General features: G+C 69.1%; 19 protein-coding genes. 13 read left to right on the top strand and 6 right to left on the bottom strand.

Annotated features, from left to right (window positions below; translation table 11 throughout):
• Positions 1–59: 59 nt before the first annotated feature.
• Positions 60–1,814, bottom strand: a complete 1,755-nt coding sequence (locus tag PV419_RS44840; RefSeq protein ID WP_319699019.1) for a hypothetical protein — start codon at positions 1,812–1,814, stop codon at positions 60–62.
• A 1,153-nt stretch (positions 1,815–2,967) separates the two neighbouring features.
• Here PV419_RS44840 and PV419_RS44845 point away from each other — a divergent pair.
• Entirely contained in the window at positions 2,968–3,150 is a 183-nt protein-coding gene (locus PV419_RS44845) for a hypothetical protein (protein WP_319699020.1), read from the top strand.
• Positions 3,151–3,345: 195 nt separating this feature from the next.
• On the opposite strand, the gene PV419_RS44850 is transcribed toward PV419_RS44845, so the two are convergent.
• Together PV419_RS44850 and PV419_RS44855 are read right to left on the bottom strand one after the other, a co-directional pair.
• Positions 3,346–3,915 (bottom strand): GNAT family N-acetyltransferase, encoded by a 570-nt coding sequence (locus PV419_RS44850; protein WP_319699022.1) that lies wholly within the window; start codon positions 3,913–3,915, stop codon positions 3,346–3,348.
• On the bottom strand, positions 3,912–5,228 hold the full coding sequence (locus PV419_RS44855) for a hypothetical protein (RefSeq protein WP_319699023.1): 1,317 nt from the start codon (positions 5,226–5,228) through the stop codon (positions 3,912–3,914). Before PV419_RS44855 ends, PV419_RS44850 begins: the two co-directional genes overlap by 4 nt.
• Before the next feature lie 235 nt (positions 5,229–5,463).
• On the opposite strand from PV419_RS44855, the gene PV419_RS44860 reads away from it, so the two are divergent.
• Both PV419_RS44860 and PV419_RS44865 read left to right on the top strand, forming a co-directional pair.
• The gene (locus PV419_RS44860; RefSeq protein ID WP_319699025.1) at positions 5,464–5,811 is read left to right on the top strand and encodes a DUF6415 family natural product biosynthesis protein; all 348 of its coding nucleotides are present in this window, start codon (positions 5,464–5,466) and stop codon (positions 5,809–5,811) included.
• Positions 5,808–6,245, top strand: coding sequence for an ATP-binding protein (locus PV419_RS44865; RefSeq protein WP_319699026.1), 438 nt, complete (start codon positions 5,808–5,810; stop codon positions 6,243–6,245). The genes PV419_RS44860 and PV419_RS44865 overlap by 4 nt, the downstream gene beginning before the upstream one ends.
• Before the next feature lie 501 nt (positions 6,246–6,746).
• Here the strand turns inward: PV419_RS44865 and PV419_RS44870 are convergent.
• Positions 6,747–7,451, bottom strand: coding sequence for a class I SAM-dependent methyltransferase (locus tag PV419_RS44870; RefSeq protein WP_319699027.1), 705 nt, complete (start codon positions 7,449–7,451; stop codon positions 6,747–6,749).
• A gap of 244 nt (positions 7,452–7,695) precedes the next feature.
• Between PV419_RS44870 and tap the strand changes: the two genes are divergently transcribed.
• The 10 genes from tap (at position 7,696) to PV419_RS44920 (ending at position 15,105) form a co-directional block, all read left to right on the top strand.
• The gene (gene tap, locus PV419_RS44875) at positions 7,696–9,855 is read left to right on the top strand and encodes a telomere-associated protein Tap (protein WP_319699029.1); all 2,160 of its coding nucleotides are present in this window, start codon (positions 7,696–7,698) and stop codon (positions 9,853–9,855) included.
• A gap of 4 nt (positions 9,856–9,859) precedes the next feature.
• Positions 9,860–10,420 (top strand): telomere-protecting terminal protein Tpg, encoded by a 561-nt coding sequence (gene tpg / locus PV419_RS44880; RefSeq protein ID WP_319699031.1) that lies wholly within the window; start codon positions 9,860–9,862, stop codon positions 10,418–10,420.
• Positions 10,421–10,433: 13 nt separating this feature from the next.
• Positions 10,434–10,994, top strand: coding sequence for a hypothetical protein (locus PV419_RS44885; protein ID WP_319699033.1), 561 nt, complete (start codon positions 10,434–10,436; stop codon positions 10,992–10,994).
• A 171-nt stretch (positions 10,995–11,165) separates the two neighbouring features.
• The gene (locus PV419_RS44890) at positions 11,166–12,098 is read left to right on the top strand and encodes a hypothetical protein (protein ID WP_319699034.1); all 933 of its coding nucleotides are present in this window, start codon (positions 11,166–11,168) and stop codon (positions 12,096–12,098) included.
• Positions 12,095–12,445, top strand: coding sequence for a hypothetical protein (locus PV419_RS44895; RefSeq protein ID WP_319699036.1), 351 nt, complete (start codon positions 12,095–12,097; stop codon positions 12,443–12,445). The genes PV419_RS44890 and PV419_RS44895 overlap by 4 nt, the downstream gene beginning before the upstream one ends.
• A complete protein-coding gene (locus PV419_RS44900; RefSeq protein ID WP_319699037.1) occupies positions 12,442–13,068 on the top strand; it encodes a hypothetical protein in 627 nt (208 codons plus the stop codon). Before PV419_RS44895 ends, PV419_RS44900 begins: the two co-directional genes overlap by 4 nt.
• A gap of 11 nt (positions 13,069–13,079) precedes the next feature.
• Complete coding sequence (locus tag PV419_RS44905; protein ID WP_319699038.1) at positions 13,080–13,685, top strand: hypothetical protein; 606 nt, start codon at positions 13,080–13,082, stop codon at positions 13,683–13,685.
• An 85-nt stretch (positions 13,686–13,770) separates the two neighbouring features.
• A complete protein-coding gene (locus PV419_RS44910; protein WP_319699048.1) occupies positions 13,771–14,076 on the top strand; it encodes a DUF6247 family protein in 306 nt (101 codons plus the stop codon).
• A complete protein-coding gene (locus tag PV419_RS44915) occupies positions 14,073–14,333 on the top strand; it encodes a hypothetical protein (protein WP_319699039.1) in 261 nt (86 codons plus the stop codon). Before PV419_RS44910 ends, PV419_RS44915 begins: the two co-directional genes overlap by 4 nt.
• Positions 14,334–14,478: 145 nt before the next feature.
• Positions 14,479–15,105, top strand: a complete 627-nt coding sequence (locus PV419_RS44920) for a hypothetical protein (RefSeq protein ID WP_319699041.1) — start codon at positions 14,479–14,481, stop codon at positions 15,103–15,105.
• Positions 15,106–16,098: 993 nt separating this feature from the next.
• On the opposite strand, the gene PV419_RS44925 is transcribed toward PV419_RS44920, so the two are convergent.
• Complete coding sequence (locus tag PV419_RS44925) at positions 16,099–16,569, bottom strand: replication/maintenance protein RepL (RefSeq protein ID WP_319699043.1); 471 nt, start codon at positions 16,567–16,569, stop codon at positions 16,099–16,101.
• A complete protein-coding gene (locus PV419_RS44930) occupies positions 16,566–17,114 on the bottom strand; it encodes a hypothetical protein (protein WP_319699045.1) in 549 nt (182 codons plus the stop codon). The genes PV419_RS44925 and PV419_RS44930 overlap by 4 nt, the downstream gene beginning before the upstream one ends.
• Positions 17,115–18,244: the final 1,130 nt, after the last annotated feature.

The following is an 18,244-nucleotide window of genomic DNA, read 5'->3' on the forward strand; positions in this document are numbered from 1 at the left end:
CCGGCCCGCCGGGGCTTCTGCGGGCCTTCAGTTCCGTGGACGCTGGGCCTGCGCTGGTGTCAGGCAGCCGAGGCCCTGACGCCCTTCTTGCCCCGGTAGTCCGGGGTCTGCGTCTTCTTCGTCTTCTGAGACTGCTTGTGCTGCTCGGTACGCGTCGTGGTCGTGGCGGTGGCTGCCTTCTTCTGGGCGCGGAGCTTGTCGGTCCGGTCGGTGACGCAGGTGTCGTATCCGCCGCACTCGGTGCGGGCCTGCTGGTACAGCGGGTCCGCGTTGGACTTCTTCGCCTTCTTCGTCGAGTCTGCGATCGCCTTCGCGTTCTGCTTGCGGAGCTTGTCGGTCCGGTCGGTGACGCAGGTGTCGTATCCGCCGCACTCGGTGCGGGCCTGCTGGTACAGCGGGTCCGCGTTGGACTCCTTGGCCTTCTTCGTCGAGTCTGCGATCGCCTTCGCGTTCTGCTTGCGGAGCTTGTCGGTCCGGTCGGTGACGCAGGTGTCGTATCCGCCGCACTCGATGCGGGCCTGCTGGTACAGCGGGTCCGCGTTGAACTTGTCCGCGACTGCTTTCGCGGTGTCGAGCGCCTTTTGGGACTTGATCAGCTCAGGAGCGACCTGGCGGGTGGCGCCCTGCGTGAATCCCTTGGATTCGAAGCTGCGGAAGAGGACCTCGATGTCGTTGTTGTCCTTGATCTCGTTGTAGTCGTCGATGATCCGCTTCGCCAGAGCCGGGTCCTTGCGTGCCTGCTCCAGCAGCTGCTGGTCCCTGCGGTCCAGGTGGGCTGCGTAGTCCTGGCTGATGCCGTCGGCGATGACCCAGGCAATGGCGTCAGCCATCTGGTTGGTGCCCGTGCTGCCCCGGAACCCGGTCTTCGGCGTCTTGAGACTGCTCCACCCCTTCCAGGACGCAGTGGGGCCACTGGGGGTGGTGCTCCTGGTTCCCTTGGGCGTGGTCGTGGGGCCGGTGGCGGTTGTGCCCTTGTTCCCCTTGGTTCCCGTGGTTGTCTTCGGCGTGGTCGAGGTGGCCGTCGGGCCGGGGGAGGCCGGTCCCTTCGGAGGCTTCTTCGGGTCGCGCGGTGTCGTACGCGTCCCGCCGGTGTCGCCGTCGTCGTCCGTCGGTCCCTGGAGCCGGCGGCGGTCGGTCTCGGCCTGGGTCAGGTTCGCACGGGCCGTCTTCAGCTGTCGCAGCTTCTCCCGGCGGTCCGGACTGGACTTCTTCGTCTCGTCCTCAAGGCTGCTGATCTTGTTCCTGAGGCTGCTGATCTTCGTGTCGAGGCCCCGGATCTTCTCCTCGACGCTTCCAGTGTCCGGCTGGGTCTGCTTGACCTTCCAGTACTGCTTGTTTATGTACCTGGCTTGCCTGCGGGCTACGTCCCGGTCCTTCTCGGCCCTCTCCCGCTGGGCGGGAGTCTGGGCCCGGTCGGCCTTCTGGTTCAGATCGTGGATCTTGTCCCCGCCCTCGGTGACCTGCCGCCGCAGCCCGTCGGGGGTCTCCTTCAACCGCCGGTTGAGTTCCAGTGCGTCCTGCACAAAATTCGGCGTATCGGAGATCGAGAAGCTGACGCTGCCCGTTCCGAACTTTGTAATGAGACGCTTGGCTACGAGCTGCCAGGGCAGCTTCCACTTGCGGTTCGGGTCGTGAGGGTCCAGCGCGTCCGGGACCAAGGCCTCGTAGATCTTCCACTGCAGCTTGTTCCAGCGGCTGGGCTCACGGTCGGAGGAGTCCGAGGTCGGACTCGGCGGGGGCGGCGCGGCCGAGGCCGTCGCCGCCGGCCCGACCAAGGAGAAGCTGACTGCGGCGATGATGGCCACCAGAGCCATCCGCAAGGGCACCGGCCAGCGGCGGGGCGCACGAGCCAGCCACCAGCCAGCCCCTCTCCCTCGGTGGGAACCTGTCTTGCGCGAAGGGACGTTCATGGGATTCCTCCTGATACAAGGTGGGGTGCCGGGCGGCCGAACCCGCCGCAGCTTTAAGTTCTGACTTCACTCCGTAGTCCTGGACTGCTGGAGGAAGCCCTCGCACCGGGCGCCGTCGAACGGCTGCCGGGCGGTACGAGAAGCGTCGAGGGCCGCCGACCCCCGCACAACGGATCAAGGCGTCCGGGACCGTCCGGGACCGTCCTGATCCGTCCCAGCCCAGGTCAACACCCTGACCGGACACTCCCGGACACCCGGCCGGACCTCACCACCAACGTCAGTAGCACCTTCTGCCTTCGCAAGGCGTGCCCGCGTGCCGCCCGCAGGCGTTGTCCACGCGCGCGCTGCGTGCGCGCCCTCGAACGGGTCGGGCCGGTCGGCAGCGTCACAGTGGTTGTCACTGTCACAGGCCCAGCCTCGGCCGGTCATCACCCTCGGCCTACCGCCAGGGCGGGCGCGGTCTGGGCTCGTTGGAAGCGGTGAAGTTCGGCGGCGGGGCCGGGCGGGTTGCCCGCGTGGGCTGGTCTGCGGGAACGGGCCGGGCCCGGGATTGGGGCTGCGATCCTCGGTGCGCCAGTTCGGTCCACCCTGCAGCACCTGTTGCAACCGCCCCTTGAATCGACCCTCCGGGAGCTTCCGTCATCGGGGTTTGCGCCGTCTGCCATCTACCAGTGGGGGAGGGACCGTTACCAGTGGTTGGGCAGGCCGGTCAAGCAATCTGTGCATCAGATCGCGTGATTGGGTCGAAGGGGTGGCCCCCGGAAACGGGCAGGTCACAACGCGTGCATGAGACGTCGTCCGGCTGACAGGGTGCGGTGTGTTGGTTGGGGACTACGCCGCGGACTACGTCTCCGTTCCGCCTGCCACGTGTCCAGGGGCGCAGTCGTCGATAAATGCCCTGGTCAGGCCAGGGTTGCGGGGCTAACTCCGCCGCGTTCCATCCTGGCGCCGCCCTGTCCGGGCCTCCCTGTTCCGACCTGTGGCCAGGGAGTTCCGCTCCACCGCCATACCCCGCATGTGAGACACGCATGCCCGAAACCTGGAGGAATCAACCGCTATGTCAACGCTTGCCCTACTGGTCGTCCTGCTGCTGGTCCTGGTCGGCCTACTGGTCGTGGGCGGTCTGGCCTACGTCGTGTACCGCCGTCCGATGCTCACCCAGCCGCTGACGGTCGCGCTGGCCGGGGCGGCGGTGCTGGTCGCCGTGGTCACCGTCGTGGTCACCGCCGGCGCCCCATGAACCGGGGCGCTCGGGCCCGCAACTCCGAGCCGAGATGAGCGCTGTGGGGAGTAGTCGGCGCCGCCCGGACCCGCCGGGCGGTTTGCCGTTCGAGGTCAGCGCGTCGCAGCAGCGCTCTGGGTAACCGGTCCAGCGCAACCACAAGCGCGACCAGGGGTGCGACGAGATACGAACGCAATGTCTGGCCCTGCCAGGTCAGGCTGCCGGGCGTTCGACACGCAGGAGCAGGAGATCGAACTCAGGGCCGCCAGGGGTGTTGTGGTACGGGCCCGCGTACTTGTAGCCCATGCGCTCGTACAACCTGCGCCCGGCCGCGTTGTCGGGCCGGACCAGCAGGGATGACCACTCAGGGTTGATCGCTTTGAGCAGTGCCGTGTGCAGCTTGGATCCGATGCCCTGGGATTGCCAGGCGGGGCTGACCGCGAGTTCACACAACCCCATGAGGCGTCCGGCGCGTACGTGCTCGGGGATCGCTGGCAGCAGGTCGCCGTACCAGTACTCGGGCGTGCAGGGGAAGGCGTAGCCGAAGCCGACCATGGTGCCGCTCGCGTACGCGGCGGCCAGGGTGAACCCCTCGTGGCGGAGGTGGCCGAGGACCTGGCGGTGCAGCGCGGGCACGGACAGGCCATCGGTGGACGCGCTCGGGGTGTCGACGATCTCCGGGTGGGCATCGGCCCAGATGTCGGCGATCGTATCGAGCAGCGGCTCGGTCTGGCCGGGGCCGTAGGTGCGGATCACGACGTCTGTGCGGGTGCTGGGGGTCACGACCGTCCTCCTGTGGTGGCGGTGATGGTGCGGTACTCCTCGATCCAGTCGGCGACCACGGGCACGCGGCGGTGTCGCTGCAGCGCGCCCGCGACGTTGTGCAGGGAGCGCAGCAGCCGGTCGGACCGCACCTCGGGCAGGAACGCCAACACCTTGCCCGCGGCCGCGGCGGCCACCTCCGGCTCGGGCCGGTCCCTCACTGCATGCTGGATGGCGACGTCGGCCGTGTACAGCGCCCTGTTCCGGGCGAACGCCTCCCCGTACAGCAACACGGCCTGTTCGACGCCAGAAGCGGCGCGTTCGTGCTGGCCGAGGTCGGCACGGGCGAGTGACTCCAGTCCAGCCAGTTCTCCGGGTGTGTAGAAGTCCAGCCACGGCGGGTCTGCCTCGGCGGGTCCCTTGGCGTAGAGGTGGTGGGCTCGGACGATGGCCTGATCGGTCGCGCTGGCGTCGCCCATCAGGGCCCACCCGCCGGCCTCACGCATGTGAAACAGACTCAGCAGCCGGGGGGAGCCAAGGCCGCGGGCGACGGTCTGCGCGCCCTGAGCGGCGGAAATCGCCTCGCGCGGGCGGCCGGAGGCCTTCGCCAGCGAGCTCAGGCAGCCGAAGGCGTGCGCCTCCAGCTCCGGGTCGTCGGCGATCCGCGCGGCGGCCAGAGCCTCGCCGTACAGCGAATGGGCATCCCCGGCACGGCCGGAGTCGAACGATAACCATCCTGCGGCGATCGACAGCGCGCCGGTCGTCGACCGCAGCCTCGCCTCGGTCCTGCTGCTCGCGAAGGTGCCGTTCTGGAGCCACTGGTAGGCGGTGTGCAGCGCCTCGGCAGCGGCCCGGCGCAGCGACGCCGACCCCTGGTCGTGATCGGTCGCGTAGAGCTCGGCCACGGCCCGTGTGACGGCCCGAACCTGGGTCGTTCCGATCTTTCCTGGTGTCTTCTTCTTGGTGCCGAGCGGCCCCAGGGCGATGCCGGTTCCGTCTCGCAGGAAGTTGCGCCGTTCCACCGGATCACTCTCCTCCTGCGGTCCGTACGCGGCGGCCGGCGGTACGGACAGTGCTGGGGCGATGCGGAAGCCGAGGTCGGCCATGCTCCGCCCGGTCATCCTGGTCAGGATGCGCTGATACACCGCGCGGGGACAACCGACGTCCCCGTCCTCCCAGGCCGCCACCAGCCGTGCATCGCACCCCACGTTTTCGCCTATCGCCCGGCCCGAGGCGCGGACCGCCGCGGCGAACTCGCCGCGGCTCATCTGGAACTCCAGTTCACGCACCGCGCGCAGCACGGTGTTGGGCGTGATGCTGCGGCGGTCGGCCATGCCGGGCTCCGGAATCCGCGGGCGGGAAAGGTGCGGCGACGGTACCGCTCCCACCCGCTATGTGCCCCGGTCTTGGCCAGGGTTCACCCATCCCGGCATGTCCCGTGACCGACTTACATCGTTCTTTCATCGGTGCGACATCGCACCCGCCGACGGCCGGCTGCTTGCGTGGAAGGTGACGTGACGACTGACCGGGAGGGACGCTGTGGCGGACGCTTCGAACAGCCAGACGGCGATGACCGCAGACACGGCCGAGATCGACGCCCGCACCATCCAGCGGACGTACCAGGCGGTCCTGTGGGGATCGGGCGCCCTGACGGCCGAGAAACGCACCGAGCTCGGTGACCTCCTCCGAGGCCACATCCAGCTGCTCCTGCCCGAAGTCGCCGTGTATGAGCCCCGGATGCGGGGCGAGTATCAGCGCACCACCGTGCACATCATCACCCGCGCTCGCCGCCTGCTCGGGAAGAAGGACGCAGACGTCTGGGATCTCGCGGTGCAGTGCCGGGCCCTGCTCACCCTCTACCTGCACCCCGGCCCCCTGGAGCCAGCGGGGGACACTGTCACAGAGAGCCGATCATGACCAGCACGACCGCAGCGCAGCCCCGCAGAACCGGATACCCGGGCTACACCCTGAAAGGACGCCGCGCCCCGGAGACCGCGGAGGAAGGCCGGTGCCTGGTACGCGTGGCGCTGGCCGCGTGGGGCCTCGCCGATGAGGCGGAGACCGCCGCGCTGATCATGTCCGAACTCGTCGCGAACGCCGCCCGGCACGCCCGCGGCCACACGATCCGCATGACCGTCAACCGCCCGGTGGACAACCGGGTGTACGTCGCCGTGATCGACCGAGCTCCCCTCAAGGTGCCCACGATGCTTACCCCCGGCCCGGACGCCGTCCAAGGCCGCGGGCTCCTCCTGGTCGACGCCGTCTCTCATCAGTGGGGCTGGGAGTACATGGGCACCGGCACACGTCCGTGGGGCAAGCGCGTATGGGCGACGCTGGCAGTGGCCCCGTGAGGCTCCACAAGCCGGTGGCCGGCCAGGACCCGGTTGCTGACAACGTGCTCCTGGTGCTCGCCACCGCTTCGCTCATCGCTGCTCGCGGCCGCGAGCACATAGCCCGCACAGACTCGCCCGACGCTCTCCCCCGTGGGCGCGGGCGACCGAGCCCCCAGCTGGCGCCCCGGCTGGGGGCTCCCTCCTTAGAGGACAGCCGGAACAAGGTCAGCCTGCAGCTCTCCCCGTTAGCAGCAGGCCCATCAGAAGCCCCGGCGGGCTACACCAAACCCGCCGGGGCTTCCCCGCCGCTGTTGCTGTCTATGCGGTGGGGAAGTCAACTCACGTACAGGAGGCCGGGCGCCTGCCGCTGCGCGCAGCCGGCCAATGAGCACATGCCCGTACTCGTGAACGACCAGATGGCCAACGGGACCCGGCGTTCCACCCCGTCACCTCCCAAGTAACCCACCTCGAAGCCCTCGACCCGGGCGGGCGCCGCCCCAGAGACGGCCAACAGCCGGGTCACTGGACCTCGCGCTCGCTTGGCGGAGCCGTCCAGGCCATCGCCAAGGCAAAGCCGAGGTCATCGAATCGGGCCCCGGGGAAGACACTCCCGTAGAGCTCGCGGAACTGCTCGCGCGACAGGTAGCGGTCGCTGAGCAGGTGGGCCAGCCACGGTCGGCTGTGCCAAAAGAGCAACTGGAACCATGCGTCACGAAGACCCACGCGGCGGATCTCACTGGGGAAGCTCCACAAGGCGGGCCAGGTGTACGCCTTGCGCGGCGGCGTCGGATACAGATCACACACGTTGTCGATCAGCGCGACGGTGCCGCCGGGCCGTACGAGGCTCTTCAAGTGCTCCAAGCCCGCGCGGTAGTCCTCCAGGTGGTGCTGGTGCAGCATCGTGTGGCTGTAGACCAGGTCGAAACCGTCTTCGTCTTTCAGCCCGAACAGATCCTCGACCACATAGCGCACGTTGGGCCGGGCCCTCTTAGCCTTGGCGATCTCGATCAGGGGAGCACTCAGATCCAGGCCGACGACTTCCTCGAAGCCGTCCGCCAGGGCCTCGACCGCGTGCCCCGAACCGCAGCCGACATCCAGGGCACGCTTGCCCTTCAAGCCCAGCCCGAGCAGCCAGGCGGTGTTCTGCCCCGGGAGCAGACTCACAAAGCGGTCGTAGTCGAGGGCGAACCGGTCGAAGGACTGAGCATCAGCTATCTGCGTCATACCTCTCGCGTACACGGCACGGCCCCCCGAGCGCGAAGGACCGACCGAACCCTCGCCAGATCGAATGAGAGCTCGCCACGGCTCTCGCCAGATCACGCGCGCACTCGCCAAATCACACGCGACCCGACACCTGCCGCCTGCCTGACGGTCAAGATCGCCCTATCCGAAAGACTTGATCGGGTTAAATATAAAGGCTAAATTGAGGGGTAAGTTTCTGGTAGTGTTCGAGGTGGAGGTGACGTAGGTGTCGAGCAATGAAGACCTGAAGAAGAAGCTGTTCGCGTCCGTGGATGCGCTGTTGGATGAGGAGCCGCAGCTCCCGCCCCCGGCGGAGCGTGCGCGGTTGCGCGAGGCCGCGGGAATGACCCAGCTGCGTCTGGCGAAGGCCCTGGAGACGACCGAGCAGACGGTGAAGAACTGGGAGAACGGACGGAGCTCACCGCGGCCGCCGCGCCTGGAGGCATACCAGCGGCTGCTGGAGGGCTGGGCGGCGAGGTATCCCAAGGACGCCGCCACCGTCCCCGCGGCCGCGCCCCCGGCCCACGGAGCTCCCGCCGCCGCCCCGGTGCCCGCTTCGACTCCCCAGCCGGAGCCGGTTCCGCAGACGTTCACCGGCCCTGCCGCGCCCGAGGCGGAGACCGCCGCGCTGGTGAAGGCACCCGCCGCCCAGGCCGCGCCCGAGGGTCCGGCAGCCCGTTCTGCGACGTCGCGCCGTCCGGTTGCGAAGAAGGCGGCCAAGCCCGCCGTCGACCCGCGGTTCCCGCACGGGCCGCTGGCGGTGCTGGACGGTGACGGCTCCGCGTACGGCGTCGACGGCATCGTGCTCGACTGCCCGGCGACCACGGTGGTGGAGCTGGTGGAGTGGACACTGCGCGAGGCCGGCCTCGGTGCGCCCAAGCTCAGCCGCCACGGCAAGGACCAGGACCCGCTGATCGTCCTCACCGCGGCCGCCGCCGTGAAGCTCGGGCTGCCCGAGCAGCTGGAGGACCGCCGGGGGTTGCGTCTGCCCGAGGACCACCCGGTCGTCAAGCAGGTACTGAAGGCGCGCTGGCAGCTCACTCAGCGCGGCTTCGGCCCGTGGGCCCGGATCTACCGCAAGGCGCAGGGCCGCGACCGGCAGTGCGTGCAGCTGGCGATCCTGCCGTGGGACGCGCTCGACTCCCGGGCCTGGCCCGGCGTGAGCGAGATGGAGCCGGCCGACGTCGCCCGTGTCCTGGGTGTGTACGCCCAGCGGGTCATCACCCCGCGCGGCGGCACGGCGGTCAACGGCCTGGAGCTGATGACCGCGCTGCGCCCGCCCACCCGGCCGGTGCGCGATGAGGAGACCGGCAACTGGGTGTCCGGCCCCAACCCCGGCTCGCTGGGCACGGAGCCGATGGACCCGGCGCCGCCGGAGGGCCAGCCCGAGCACCCCGCGATCTACCACTCCGGCTGGCAGGGCGGCTTCCTGCACGAGGAGGCGTACCAGTGGGTGCGGTCGGTGGACCTGCTCAACGATGAGGAGTGCACGCTGCCGTACGCGGTCGGCCTCGACCTCAACACCGCCTTCCTCGCGGCCGCCGCACGGCTGGTCGTCGGCCTCAGCGCCCCCGACCACTTCCACGCCCCGAAGTTCAACCCGAAGATCCCCGGCTCCTGGCTGGTCGACCTGTCCCACATCGAGTTGGACCCGCGCCTGCCGTCGCCGTTCACGCCGACCGGTGAGCGTCCGACGGGCCCCGCCTGGTACCAGACGCACACCGTCGCCTACGCCCAGGAGCTCGGCTACAACGTGGAGCCGATCGAGGCGTACCTGCGCCGCGAGACCGGCGCGTACCTGGACCCGTGGCACGACCGGCTCAAGACCGCGTACGTCGACACCCTCGCCGACCTCGGCGTCACCAAGGACCTCACGGACGCGGAGTTCCTGGCGGCGATGGAGCGGCACAAGGACGTCGACCCGGCGATGGCGGCCGTGCTGTCCGCGATCAAGGCGACGGTCAAGGGCGGCATTGGGAAGCTGTTCGAGAACCCGCAGGGCAAGGGCTACAAGGACGGCGACCCGTGGCCGGCCATGCAGCGCCCGACCTGGCGCCCCGACATCCGCGCCGCCGTCATCTCCAAGGCCCGGGTCAACATGCACCGCAAGCTCAACAACATGGCCAAGATGACCGGCCTCTATCCGCTCGCTGTACTGTCCGACTGCGTCGTCTACCCCGCCCCCAGCCCGAGCCCGCTGGACTTCCTGCCCTATGCGGAGTCCGGCAAGCCGAAGCCCGGCGCGTTCCGTCTCGGGCCCACCCCGGGCCTGGCGAAGCTGGAAGGCGTCCAGTCGATGCTGTGGGCGGTCGACCTGATGGAGCAGGGCCTGAACCCGGCCCGGCACATCAAGGGCGGCGACGCGGTCCTGGACGAAGGGGAGTAGGACGGTGGCCGGAGAGATCGACGACGCGATCGAGCGGGCCGACCGGGAGTCCTTCACCCGGGAGCCGCCCAAGACCCTCAAGGGTCAGATCGGCTACCTGCTCAAGCAGTTGGGCAGCGCGAAGGCCGTCGCGGCGGAGCTCGGTGTCACCGCCGACTCCGTCAACCGCTACCGGCGCGGCGCCCGCAAGCACGCCCGCGCCGACGTTGCCGCGAAGATCGACGACGCCGTACGGCAGCGGTGGCAGCCGCAGGTGCGCAAGCGCCGGCAGCGCCAGGCCGCGACCACCGGCGGGATCACGGTGGAGACGAGGGCCCGGTTCGGCTACACCGCGCCGGTCGGCACGACCGACGACGGACGGTTCCGGCGACTCACCGTGCACCTCCCCCCGGAGTACGCCCGGCGTCTGTTCGAGGCCCGCGACGCGGGTGCCAGCGACCAGCAGATGCGTGGGATCATCGCTGAAGGGTTTAAGGATGTGTATTTCCAGGACGGCGGCAGTCGCGCTATGGGACTGTCGGACGTGGAAATCAACGACATCGACTATTTGGACCTGGACTACTGATAGGAGCGAAAGCATGACCGCTGAATTCCCGGCTATCGACCGCGACAAGAGCCCGCTGATCGACGCCGACCACGACCCGGTCCGCATCGCCGACGCGCTGCGCGGCAGCCCGCACATCCTCGGTGCCCGCGCCGAACCCGGGTCGGACCGCGTCACCTTCACCACGCTCGCGGGCAACGGCTTCGACCTCACGCTGCAGGACGCCGAACCCACCGACGACAACATCCTGCCCTCGCCGGCGCTCACCGAGGCCCTCGCCGCGGCGATCCTCAACCACCCCGACTTCTACGTCGCCACCCCGGACTCGCCGCGCGATGACACCATCACCATCCAGACCCGGCGCGGCCAGCGCTACCTCCTGGCCCTGGACGTCGACCCGGACGCCGACGCCGACGACTACCCCACCCCGGCCGAAGACCTCTCCTACACCGCCGACCGGCTGCTCACCAGCGACCCGAGCGACGCGGAGCGCGCGACGGCCGAACTCCTCAACTACGTGGCGGCCACCTGGGACAAGCAGGATCTCCCGCTGCGCCAGCACGCCCAGGCCGTCGCCCGCTCCCTGACCCGCTAACCGCGCGCCAGCCCGGCCCCGGCCCGGCTGACCACCCCTGAACGGCTCGGGTCCCCGGCATGTCAGCTGCCGGGGACCCGAGCCCTCAGTGTTCCACCACCGCAGCCGCACACCGAACCCCCTGGAGGAACCCGTGCCCTGCACCACCAACCACAACCGGCGGGAGCCGCAATGGCCGTGACCCAACACGCCGCGCCCCAGCCGCTCTTCACCTCCTGGCGGGACGTCCCGACCGGGATCTACGCGACCGCCACCCAGCTCAAGACCATGGACCTGCCCCGCCGGCCGGGCCCGCCCGCCGCCACCGTCGACGGCCAGGACGGCATCGGCCGGAGCACCACGATCACCCTGTACCGGATCGACCAGTCGACGCCGACCGCGTCCACGGCCGCCCAGCTGGCCGCTGCCCGCAGCCGTGTCGAGAACTCGGTACGGGCCCGGGTGTGCGCGGACTGCGGCGCCCGCCCCGACCGCGCGCCGATCGCGACGGAGTCGTACGGCGCGCTGTGCCCGGCCTGCTGGCACATCCGAGGCCTGCGCCACCGCCAGGAGGAAGCCCGCCAGGAGCGCGCGGCCGCCGTCCGCACCGCCCGCGACCTGCTACGTGTCCCGCAGAACCGGCCGCTTGGGGTGCTGCACGTCGACTACACCGAACGCGGGCACACCCCGGCGGGCACCCGCCGCAGCCCGTCAGCGGCCAAGGTCACCGTCATCGGCGCGAACGGCCTGGTCGTCGTCGAACCGCTGCTGCGCCTGGTGCCCCCGCGGGCCAAGGGCATCCCCGACGGTGCGAGCGACCCGGTCTCGGGCTCGGAGGTCCTGGCCGCGATCCTGTCCCAGCTCACCGTGCTGATCTGGCGCTACCGCGACCTGGACGACCTGTCGGCCGGGCTGCGCTCACAGGGCGCCACCTGGTTCCTGCCGTCCGACGGACACGTCCGCGAGATGGCCCGGCTGGCCACCGCGTGGCGCGGCGAGGTCACCCCGGACGGCGATCGGCCCGTGGCCGTCGCACCCGGCCGGGCTGACCGGATGCTCTACCTCCTGGGTCAGATCGCCGACACCGATCAGGCGCCGACCATGCCGACGGAAGTACGGGTATGAACGCGTGCGAAAGCCCCGAGCAGCTCGCCGACCGGGTGCAGTTCGACCTGGAGAGTGCCGGGCTCACCCCCAAGCAGCTCGACGGCGAGGCCGGCGGATTCGCCGTCTACATCGACGAACAACAGGTCCACGTGGACTGGTTCACCCATCACCGGCTCGACTCGGCAGACCTCGACAGCCTCGTCCTGTCCGACGGCCTGTTCACCGACGTGACCCGGCGCTACCAGACAACCGCCACGACGATGCACGTTGCCCTCGGCTCGATCCTCGCCGCCTTCGGCTACTGCCCCCAGCGCCGCGGCTTCGGGTTCGGCTACATCGTCACCTCAGAAGGGACTCCCACATGACCACCTCCGCCAACGCCAACGCGCAGCTCGCCGACTCCGCAGCCATCGACGGGGACATGAGCCCGTTGCTCGATGGCCACGACGTCGTCGGCATCGCCGAAGCGCTGCGCCGCAGCCCGCACATCCGCAGCGTCGACGACGTCTCGCCCGGCGACAAAGCCGTCTGGTTCCGGGACGCGGGCGGTACGGGCTACACCCTGTCCCTGACCGACGTGGAGCCGATCCCCGAGGACGGTCCACAGGGCGAGGCCTACGCCTGGGACGCCGTCGCCGCCGCGATCGGCAACCACCCGGCCTTCGCCAGCGCGGAACTTGTCAGCAAGCCCATCGGCCTGAACCTCGACACCATCACTGCGGTCACCCGCACCGACTTCGAGTACACCCTGAAACTGACCGCCACCTTCCGTCCTCGCGCCGACAGCGCTGAGGAGGAACCGCCCGCCTCGGTCGACCGCATCCTCCAGGCTGTCGGCCAGCTCCGCTCCCGCAGCGACGACAACCCGGACGCCGTAGTGTTCGACGCGTCGGCCGACCTCCTTGAGCACATCGCCGGGACCTGGGACCAGCAGGACGACCAGACGCGTCAGCGCGCTGTGGCCCTCGCCCTGGCCCTGGTTCTGTAGGGGGAGACGAGATGCTCGCAACGGTTCCCGCCTCTGCCGGTTTCGGCGTCGCGGAGCTCCAGCTCGACATCGACGACGCGGAACACGATCGACGTCACGCCACCGGCTTGGGCGTCGCCACCGGTTACGGCTTCGGCGGCCTGAACGTGCTGATGGCGCTGCCCCACGGCCTTCCCGTCCCGCTCGCCGCCCTCACCGATCACCAGCGCGCCTACATCCGCCGGGCCCCGGCCGGTATCTGCACTGTCACCGACGGCCAGGTCGTCCGGCACGTCACGCGTCCGTGCCAGGTGCGGCTGGCCACGGTGCGGGCCGCGAGCGCCTCCCAGCTGGCCTGGGACGCGGCAGAGAAGTTCACGGTCTTCTGCGCCCGACGAGTGATCATCACCAGGGCTCCCAGCGTCAACTACCCCGAGAAGCTACTGGAGTTCGGCTACTACGGCATCGGCGTCAGCCTCCAGCACCCCGACGGGCACCTGGAGACGCTGGTGGAGCCGCGGCCGTGGCGCACCAGACGGCACACACCCGAAGCCTGGTGGTTCGCTGAGACCGCATACGGCCAGTTCCTCGCCCAGCAGTCATCCCCGTACGCCCCCGCGCTGTCGCCAGCGCCCTGATCCGGCAGGAGGGATCTGTCCCATGCCCGCATCCACGGCCACCCGGCGCGCGTACCGTGAGGTGACGACCCGCCGGGAGGACCAGATGAGCGCGCAGCCCGACCACGCACCCGTCACCCCGTACGCCCCCGCGCCCGGAGCTCCGGCCGAACTGCTCGCGCAGCTGCGCGCCGACCGGCGCGCGGACCGGTGGGTGCCGGCCTTCCAGCAGGAGTGGACGGCTGCCCTCGAGGAATCTCGCCGGACGTTCTCCCTCGCCGGGCTGTACGAGGTCGTCCAGGTGTGGCAGGCGCGCGTCGCCTCCGCCCCGGCGGTCGACGCGTTCCTCGACTCCGGCCGGGATGAGTCCGGGTTCGTGGACCTGGAGGAGATCCGGAGCAGGCGCCGGTGACCGGACAGCCGTACGCGGTCCGGCTGTCGCCGCCGGCCGCGAAGGTGCTCGCCGCACTGCCCGAGCACGCGGAGCAGATGGTCTGGGACGTCCTGGACGCCGCGGCCGGGAACCCGTGGGGCTTCCCGCAGTGGGACGCCGGTGACCCGGAAGGCGAGGACGTGCGCATCGCGTCCGTCGGCCAGCTCTCCGTCATCTACTTCGCCAACCGCGTCCTGCGCCACCTGTCCGTCCTGGACATCGTCTGGCTCAGATAGCCACCCGGTGAACGGTCCGGGCCCCGCATTGCAACTGCTGGGGCCGGACCGTTCCGCATCGTGCCACGGCTGTGTCCAGAGCCGTTGACGCCGATGGCTGATCATCGACTCGTGCTTACCGCGCGCCGGCCGTCACAGTGACGTGATGGATGCAGGACTCGCCGCCGTTCTCGGCGCCACCGTCGGGGCTCTCGGCACAGCGGTGACGGGTGCCACCGCAGCATTTCTCAGCCGCAGCACGGCCCGCCACCAGGTCCGGACCGAAGCTCTCCGGGCCCTGCGGGAGTCGAGACGGGCCACGTACGCCAGCTACGCGAAGACGATCGACCACTACCTGGACAAGCTCGCCACCACGTTGATCCCCCTGAGGCGGGTGGAGCGCTTCCCGGAGAAGCGTGAGGAGTGGGTGGAGAACGCCCACAAGCGATGGAACGAGGCGCTCAAGTACCGGCAGACCGAGGTCGACACCCAGCGGGTCCTTCTGGAGCTGGACGCCACCCCGCAGATGTCCGAGGCCGCGCTGCAGGTGGCCAAGTGGTGTGGCCTCCTCAGCCGGTCGACCGGCCGTGCCATCGCAGACATCAAGGGCCACGACCTCGACGCCGGCCCCCTCTCGCCGCCATCCCCGGCCTATGCCGAACTTCTGGTGACCGAAGGGTTCGACCCGGAGAAGCCCGACCTGGTTCTTCTGGAGAAGCAGGCCCGTCAGGCGTACAGAGCCTTCCTGAGCACGGCGGCCGCCGACCTCGGTGAGAACGGGATCCTTGCCTGACACAGGCCTGTGAGGTCTGTGAGCCACACACCCCGTTTCCCCTGGTGAACAGGGTGCGCTGTGAGGCTGTCAGGTGTGAGGCGAAGGCCTTCGGCAGGGACCTGGTGTCCCCTGACAGGTGATCTTGACTGATTGTCAAGTGATCTTGACGGCTGGGTGGGGCCGCTGGCTGATGGCGGTGCCCTGGCCTGGTTAGGTGGCCGGAGGCATCAGAATCGGTCGGCGGCCCCGACGTGCCTCGCCGCAGTGAAGCATCCAGCGGACGTCATGGACGGTGCATGTCTCCAGGTCGGCGACCAGTGGAACGCCACCGAAAACCGCCGGGTCCTCCAGGAAGGCAACTACTGGGTCCACAATGTCGTCCTCCCCGTCCTTGCACCACCTGACGGTCCAACCTGCCGGGGCCGGGATGCTGTGTTCATAGCCCGCGCTATCGCGGATGCACCGAAAACCGGGCTGCTTGCTGGCCCGCACGAGACGACCGGCTTGGCGATCCAAGATCAAAGCATTGTGATCGCTATCCCACCCTGCCACTGGCCTGAGCTTTTCAAGCTCCCTCCCCTGCTGTACCTCGGTGAACACCGCAACCCAGCGCGGACCAGTCATGCGTTTCTCCTACGATCAGGCAGGTAGTGCCGGCCATCGTAGGGCTCCGGTGGGCCGTCGGGGCGGCGATCAGATTCACCTGACAATCGGTCAAGATCATTTGTCAGAGGTCACCTGGTGCTGCTCCTGGTGGTGGTCGTCGGACGGGACCAGGGTGGTGTCGTGGATGCAGCGCAGCATTTACATGGGCCCGCGTAGCACAAGGGTGCTGCACGGGTCGGAGGCCGGCCCCGGGCGGTGCAGCACGGTGGCACGGCTTGTTCTTCTGCTCCACAACGATCCGGTGTGGCTGGTGCTACCGGCGTGCTGCTCCGTCCCGGCCGGGAACGACGACGGCGCCCTCCCGGTCGGGGGGCGCCGTGGTGGTGCGCGACGTTCGGCGGCGGTTCAGCCGGCTAGCCGGAGGGCGGGCCGGGCCTCGGGGGCCGGGGCGTCCTCGCCGCCGTCCGGGTCGGGGTCGAAGTCGGTGCCGGTGCGCCCGTCGCGCACGCGCGGCGGGCGGATGTCGCCGACGGGAAAGTTGATGGGCCACACGTGGGTGTCCGGGGCCTCGAGGTGGTTGGTCATGTGGGCGAGCGACTCGTAGCCGGCCAGCAGCGGGTGGATGAGCAGTGTGCCCTTGCGCTGCCGCTCGCTGATGATGCCCTTGTCGCGTAGCTGTCCGATCGCGCGGGAGACCGCGGACTGCGACAGGCCCAGGCGCTGGGCGAGCTCCTGCTGACGGATGTGGACCAGGCCGCCGGGCTCCTGGCGCGCGGTCAGCACGTCGAAGATGTCGCGGGCCGTCGCCGACAGGCACGCGTTGGGCAGGACCTCGAACAGCTGCGGGTTGTGGAATCCGGCAATCGTGCTGCTCATCGCGAGGTCTCCTTCTTCCCGACCGTCGGAATTTCGATCTGGTGCTCCAGCAGAACGTTTTGCAGTGACACGACCAGCTCCCGGTGATGATCGCTGCCCCACCCATAAGCGTAGAGCGGGTTGAGCCGGTACAGCCCGCGCTTCTCCTTCCAGGTGAAGTTGTGTCGGGTGAGCTCCCCGATGGCCTTGCTGACCTTGGTCTGCGAGCAGCAGAAGTGCTCGCCCAGCTTCGCCTGGGTGGTCTTCACCAGGGCCTGCTTGTCGTGGTGGGTGACCATGTAGTCCAGCACGTTCCGGGCCACCGTCGTCAGCCGGAACTTCCACAGGTTCGCCTGCAGCACGTCCGAGATGCTGGAGTGGTTCGTCCCGTAGAAGGCGTAGGGGCGGCGCTTGCGGTCGTAGGTGAACGTTCCGCCCTTGGACAGCTCCTTGAACTTGTTGAGCAGGGCAGCGGCGGATTCGAGGCCGTTTACGTAGTCCCGCTCCGGCTCGGGGGCAGGAGCCAGTGGCGACGTCCGCGATGGCGCCGGCGCACTGCTTCTCAAGGGCTGAGCCACTGACTTCCCTCCATGATCACCGAGGCGCATAACATACCTCATGAGTGATGTTATGCGTGAGATCCATTCGCTTCCGGCGTGTCTCTAGCCAGGAGAGATCTAGTCGGCTAGGCCGCATACATCTCCGGCTGCGCGACCGCGATCTATGCGTGCAGGGGAATAGAACTTTCGCGTTTCCGCAGGTCACAGCTTCGCGCCTATCTGATCTTTAGAGGCTCACCCCCTCCGGCCCGCGCTGCGCCTTCCAGCCGCTCCATGCAACTGCGAGGCGGCGACCAGGCGGGGAAACCCGGATCCATCCGCCGATGTCCCGCCAGCTGCTGCGCGTCGGCCCCCAGCCGGGGCTGAGGCGGCTTCGCGTGCGGCTCCGTGATGCGAGTGCGGACCGTAGGCGGCACCAGCGGAGCTGCGTCTCGGGTAGTACCGGCCGTGACGATCAAAAGCGAGGAAGCGTGGCCGGTGCCGGTGGGCGGTTCCGCCGCCCGGCCTAGCGGCCGTTCGGCTCCGGTACCTCCGCACGCCGAATTCCGGCATTCCCATATCCGGACTTCCGTTCTGTGGCTGAGCAATTTACGGCCGCGAAATTGTGGATTCCACCGGTAGTTAATGGCCCCGGGCTGGGGTAGTGCGGCAGGGTCCCAAACGCTACACAGATCCGCACCATGATGCATCAGCCCTTCCATGGGTTCGCTCGCGCGGGTGATGCATCGACGGATTCCGCCCCATGGTGGCGGGTTGGCGTGTATGCTGACGGGGTATTGGTGAACGTGTCGGAGCGAGTTGAGGAGTAGGGGAGGGGGTTCGGGTGGAGCGCAGCGGAGCCCGTCACTGCAGTGAAGCCGGCACCCTGTCAGTCCGACGATCCGTCACCTCCGTTGCGGGGGTGGTAGCTGGAATTCCCAGTGGCTACACAGGCCCGCACGTGATGCACCTCCCCTTGCTGCCAGCCTCAGCATTCCCGCTTGCGGGAATGCTTCCAATTCGCGCTTGCGCGAATTGATCCGCTTTTAGAATTCCGCTTGCGGAATTCAATTCCCGCGTTTACGCGGGAATTTGGCGGAGCGTCAGCGGAGCCGTCACTACTGCCCGGCTTGCCGGGCAGTATCCCGCTCCGCGGG

This window comes from Streptomyces sp. ME19-01-6, from assembly GCF_033793745.1.
Taxonomy (GTDB): Bacteria; Actinomycetota; Actinomycetes; order Streptomycetales; family Streptomycetaceae; genus Streptomyces.

Excerpts from the sequence above, each read along its gene's own strand:
- PV419_RS44910 (WP_319699048.1), top strand. The coding sequence starts at position 13,771 with ATGAGCGCGCAGCCCGACCACGCACCCGTCACCCCGTACGCCCCCGCG.
- PV419_RS44840 (WP_319699019.1), bottom strand. The coding sequence starts at position 1,814 with ATGGCTCTGGTGGCCATCATCGCCGCAGTCAGCTTCTCCTTGGTCGGG.
- PV419_RS44860 (WP_319699025.1), top strand. The coding sequence starts at position 5,464 with ATGACCGCAGACACGGCCGAGATCGACGCCCGCACCATCCAGCGGACG.
- PV419_RS44885 (WP_319699033.1), top strand. The coding sequence starts at position 10,434 with ATGACCGCTGAATTCCCGGCTATCGACCGCGACAAGAGCCCGCTGATC.
- PV419_RS44855 (WP_319699023.1), bottom strand. The coding sequence starts at position 5,228 with ATGGCCGACCGCCGCAGCATCACGCCCAACACCGTGCTGCGCGCGGTG.
- PV419_RS44900 (WP_319699037.1), top strand. The coding sequence starts at position 12,442 with ATGACCACCTCCGCCAACGCCAACGCGCAGCTCGCCGACTCCGCAGCC.
- PV419_RS44925 (WP_319699043.1), bottom strand. The coding sequence starts at position 16,569 with ATGAGCAGCACGATTGCCGGATTCCACAACCCGCAGCTGTTCGAGGTC.
- PV419_RS44870 (WP_319699027.1), bottom strand. The coding sequence starts at position 7,451 with ATGACGCAGATAGCTGATGCTCAGTCCTTCGACCGGTTCGCCCTCGAC.
- PV419_RS44890 (WP_319699034.1), top strand. The coding sequence starts at position 11,166 with ATGGCCGTGACCCAACACGCCGCGCCCCAGCCGCTCTTCACCTCCTGG.
- PV419_RS44845 (WP_319699020.1), top strand. The coding sequence starts at position 2,968 with ATGTCAACGCTTGCCCTACTGGTCGTCCTGCTGCTGGTCCTGGTCGGC.
- PV419_RS44920 (WP_319699041.1), top strand. The coding sequence starts at position 14,479 with ATGGATGCAGGACTCGCCGCCGTTCTCGGCGCCACCGTCGGGGCTCTC.
- PV419_RS44865 (WP_319699026.1), top strand. The coding sequence starts at position 5,808 with ATGACCAGCACGACCGCAGCGCAGCCCCGCAGAACCGGATACCCGGGC.
- PV419_RS44895 (WP_319699036.1), top strand. The coding sequence starts at position 12,095 with ATGAACGCGTGCGAAAGCCCCGAGCAGCTCGCCGACCGGGTGCAGTTC.
- PV419_RS44905 (WP_319699038.1), top strand. The coding sequence starts at position 13,080 with ATGCTCGCAACGGTTCCCGCCTCTGCCGGTTTCGGCGTCGCGGAGCTC.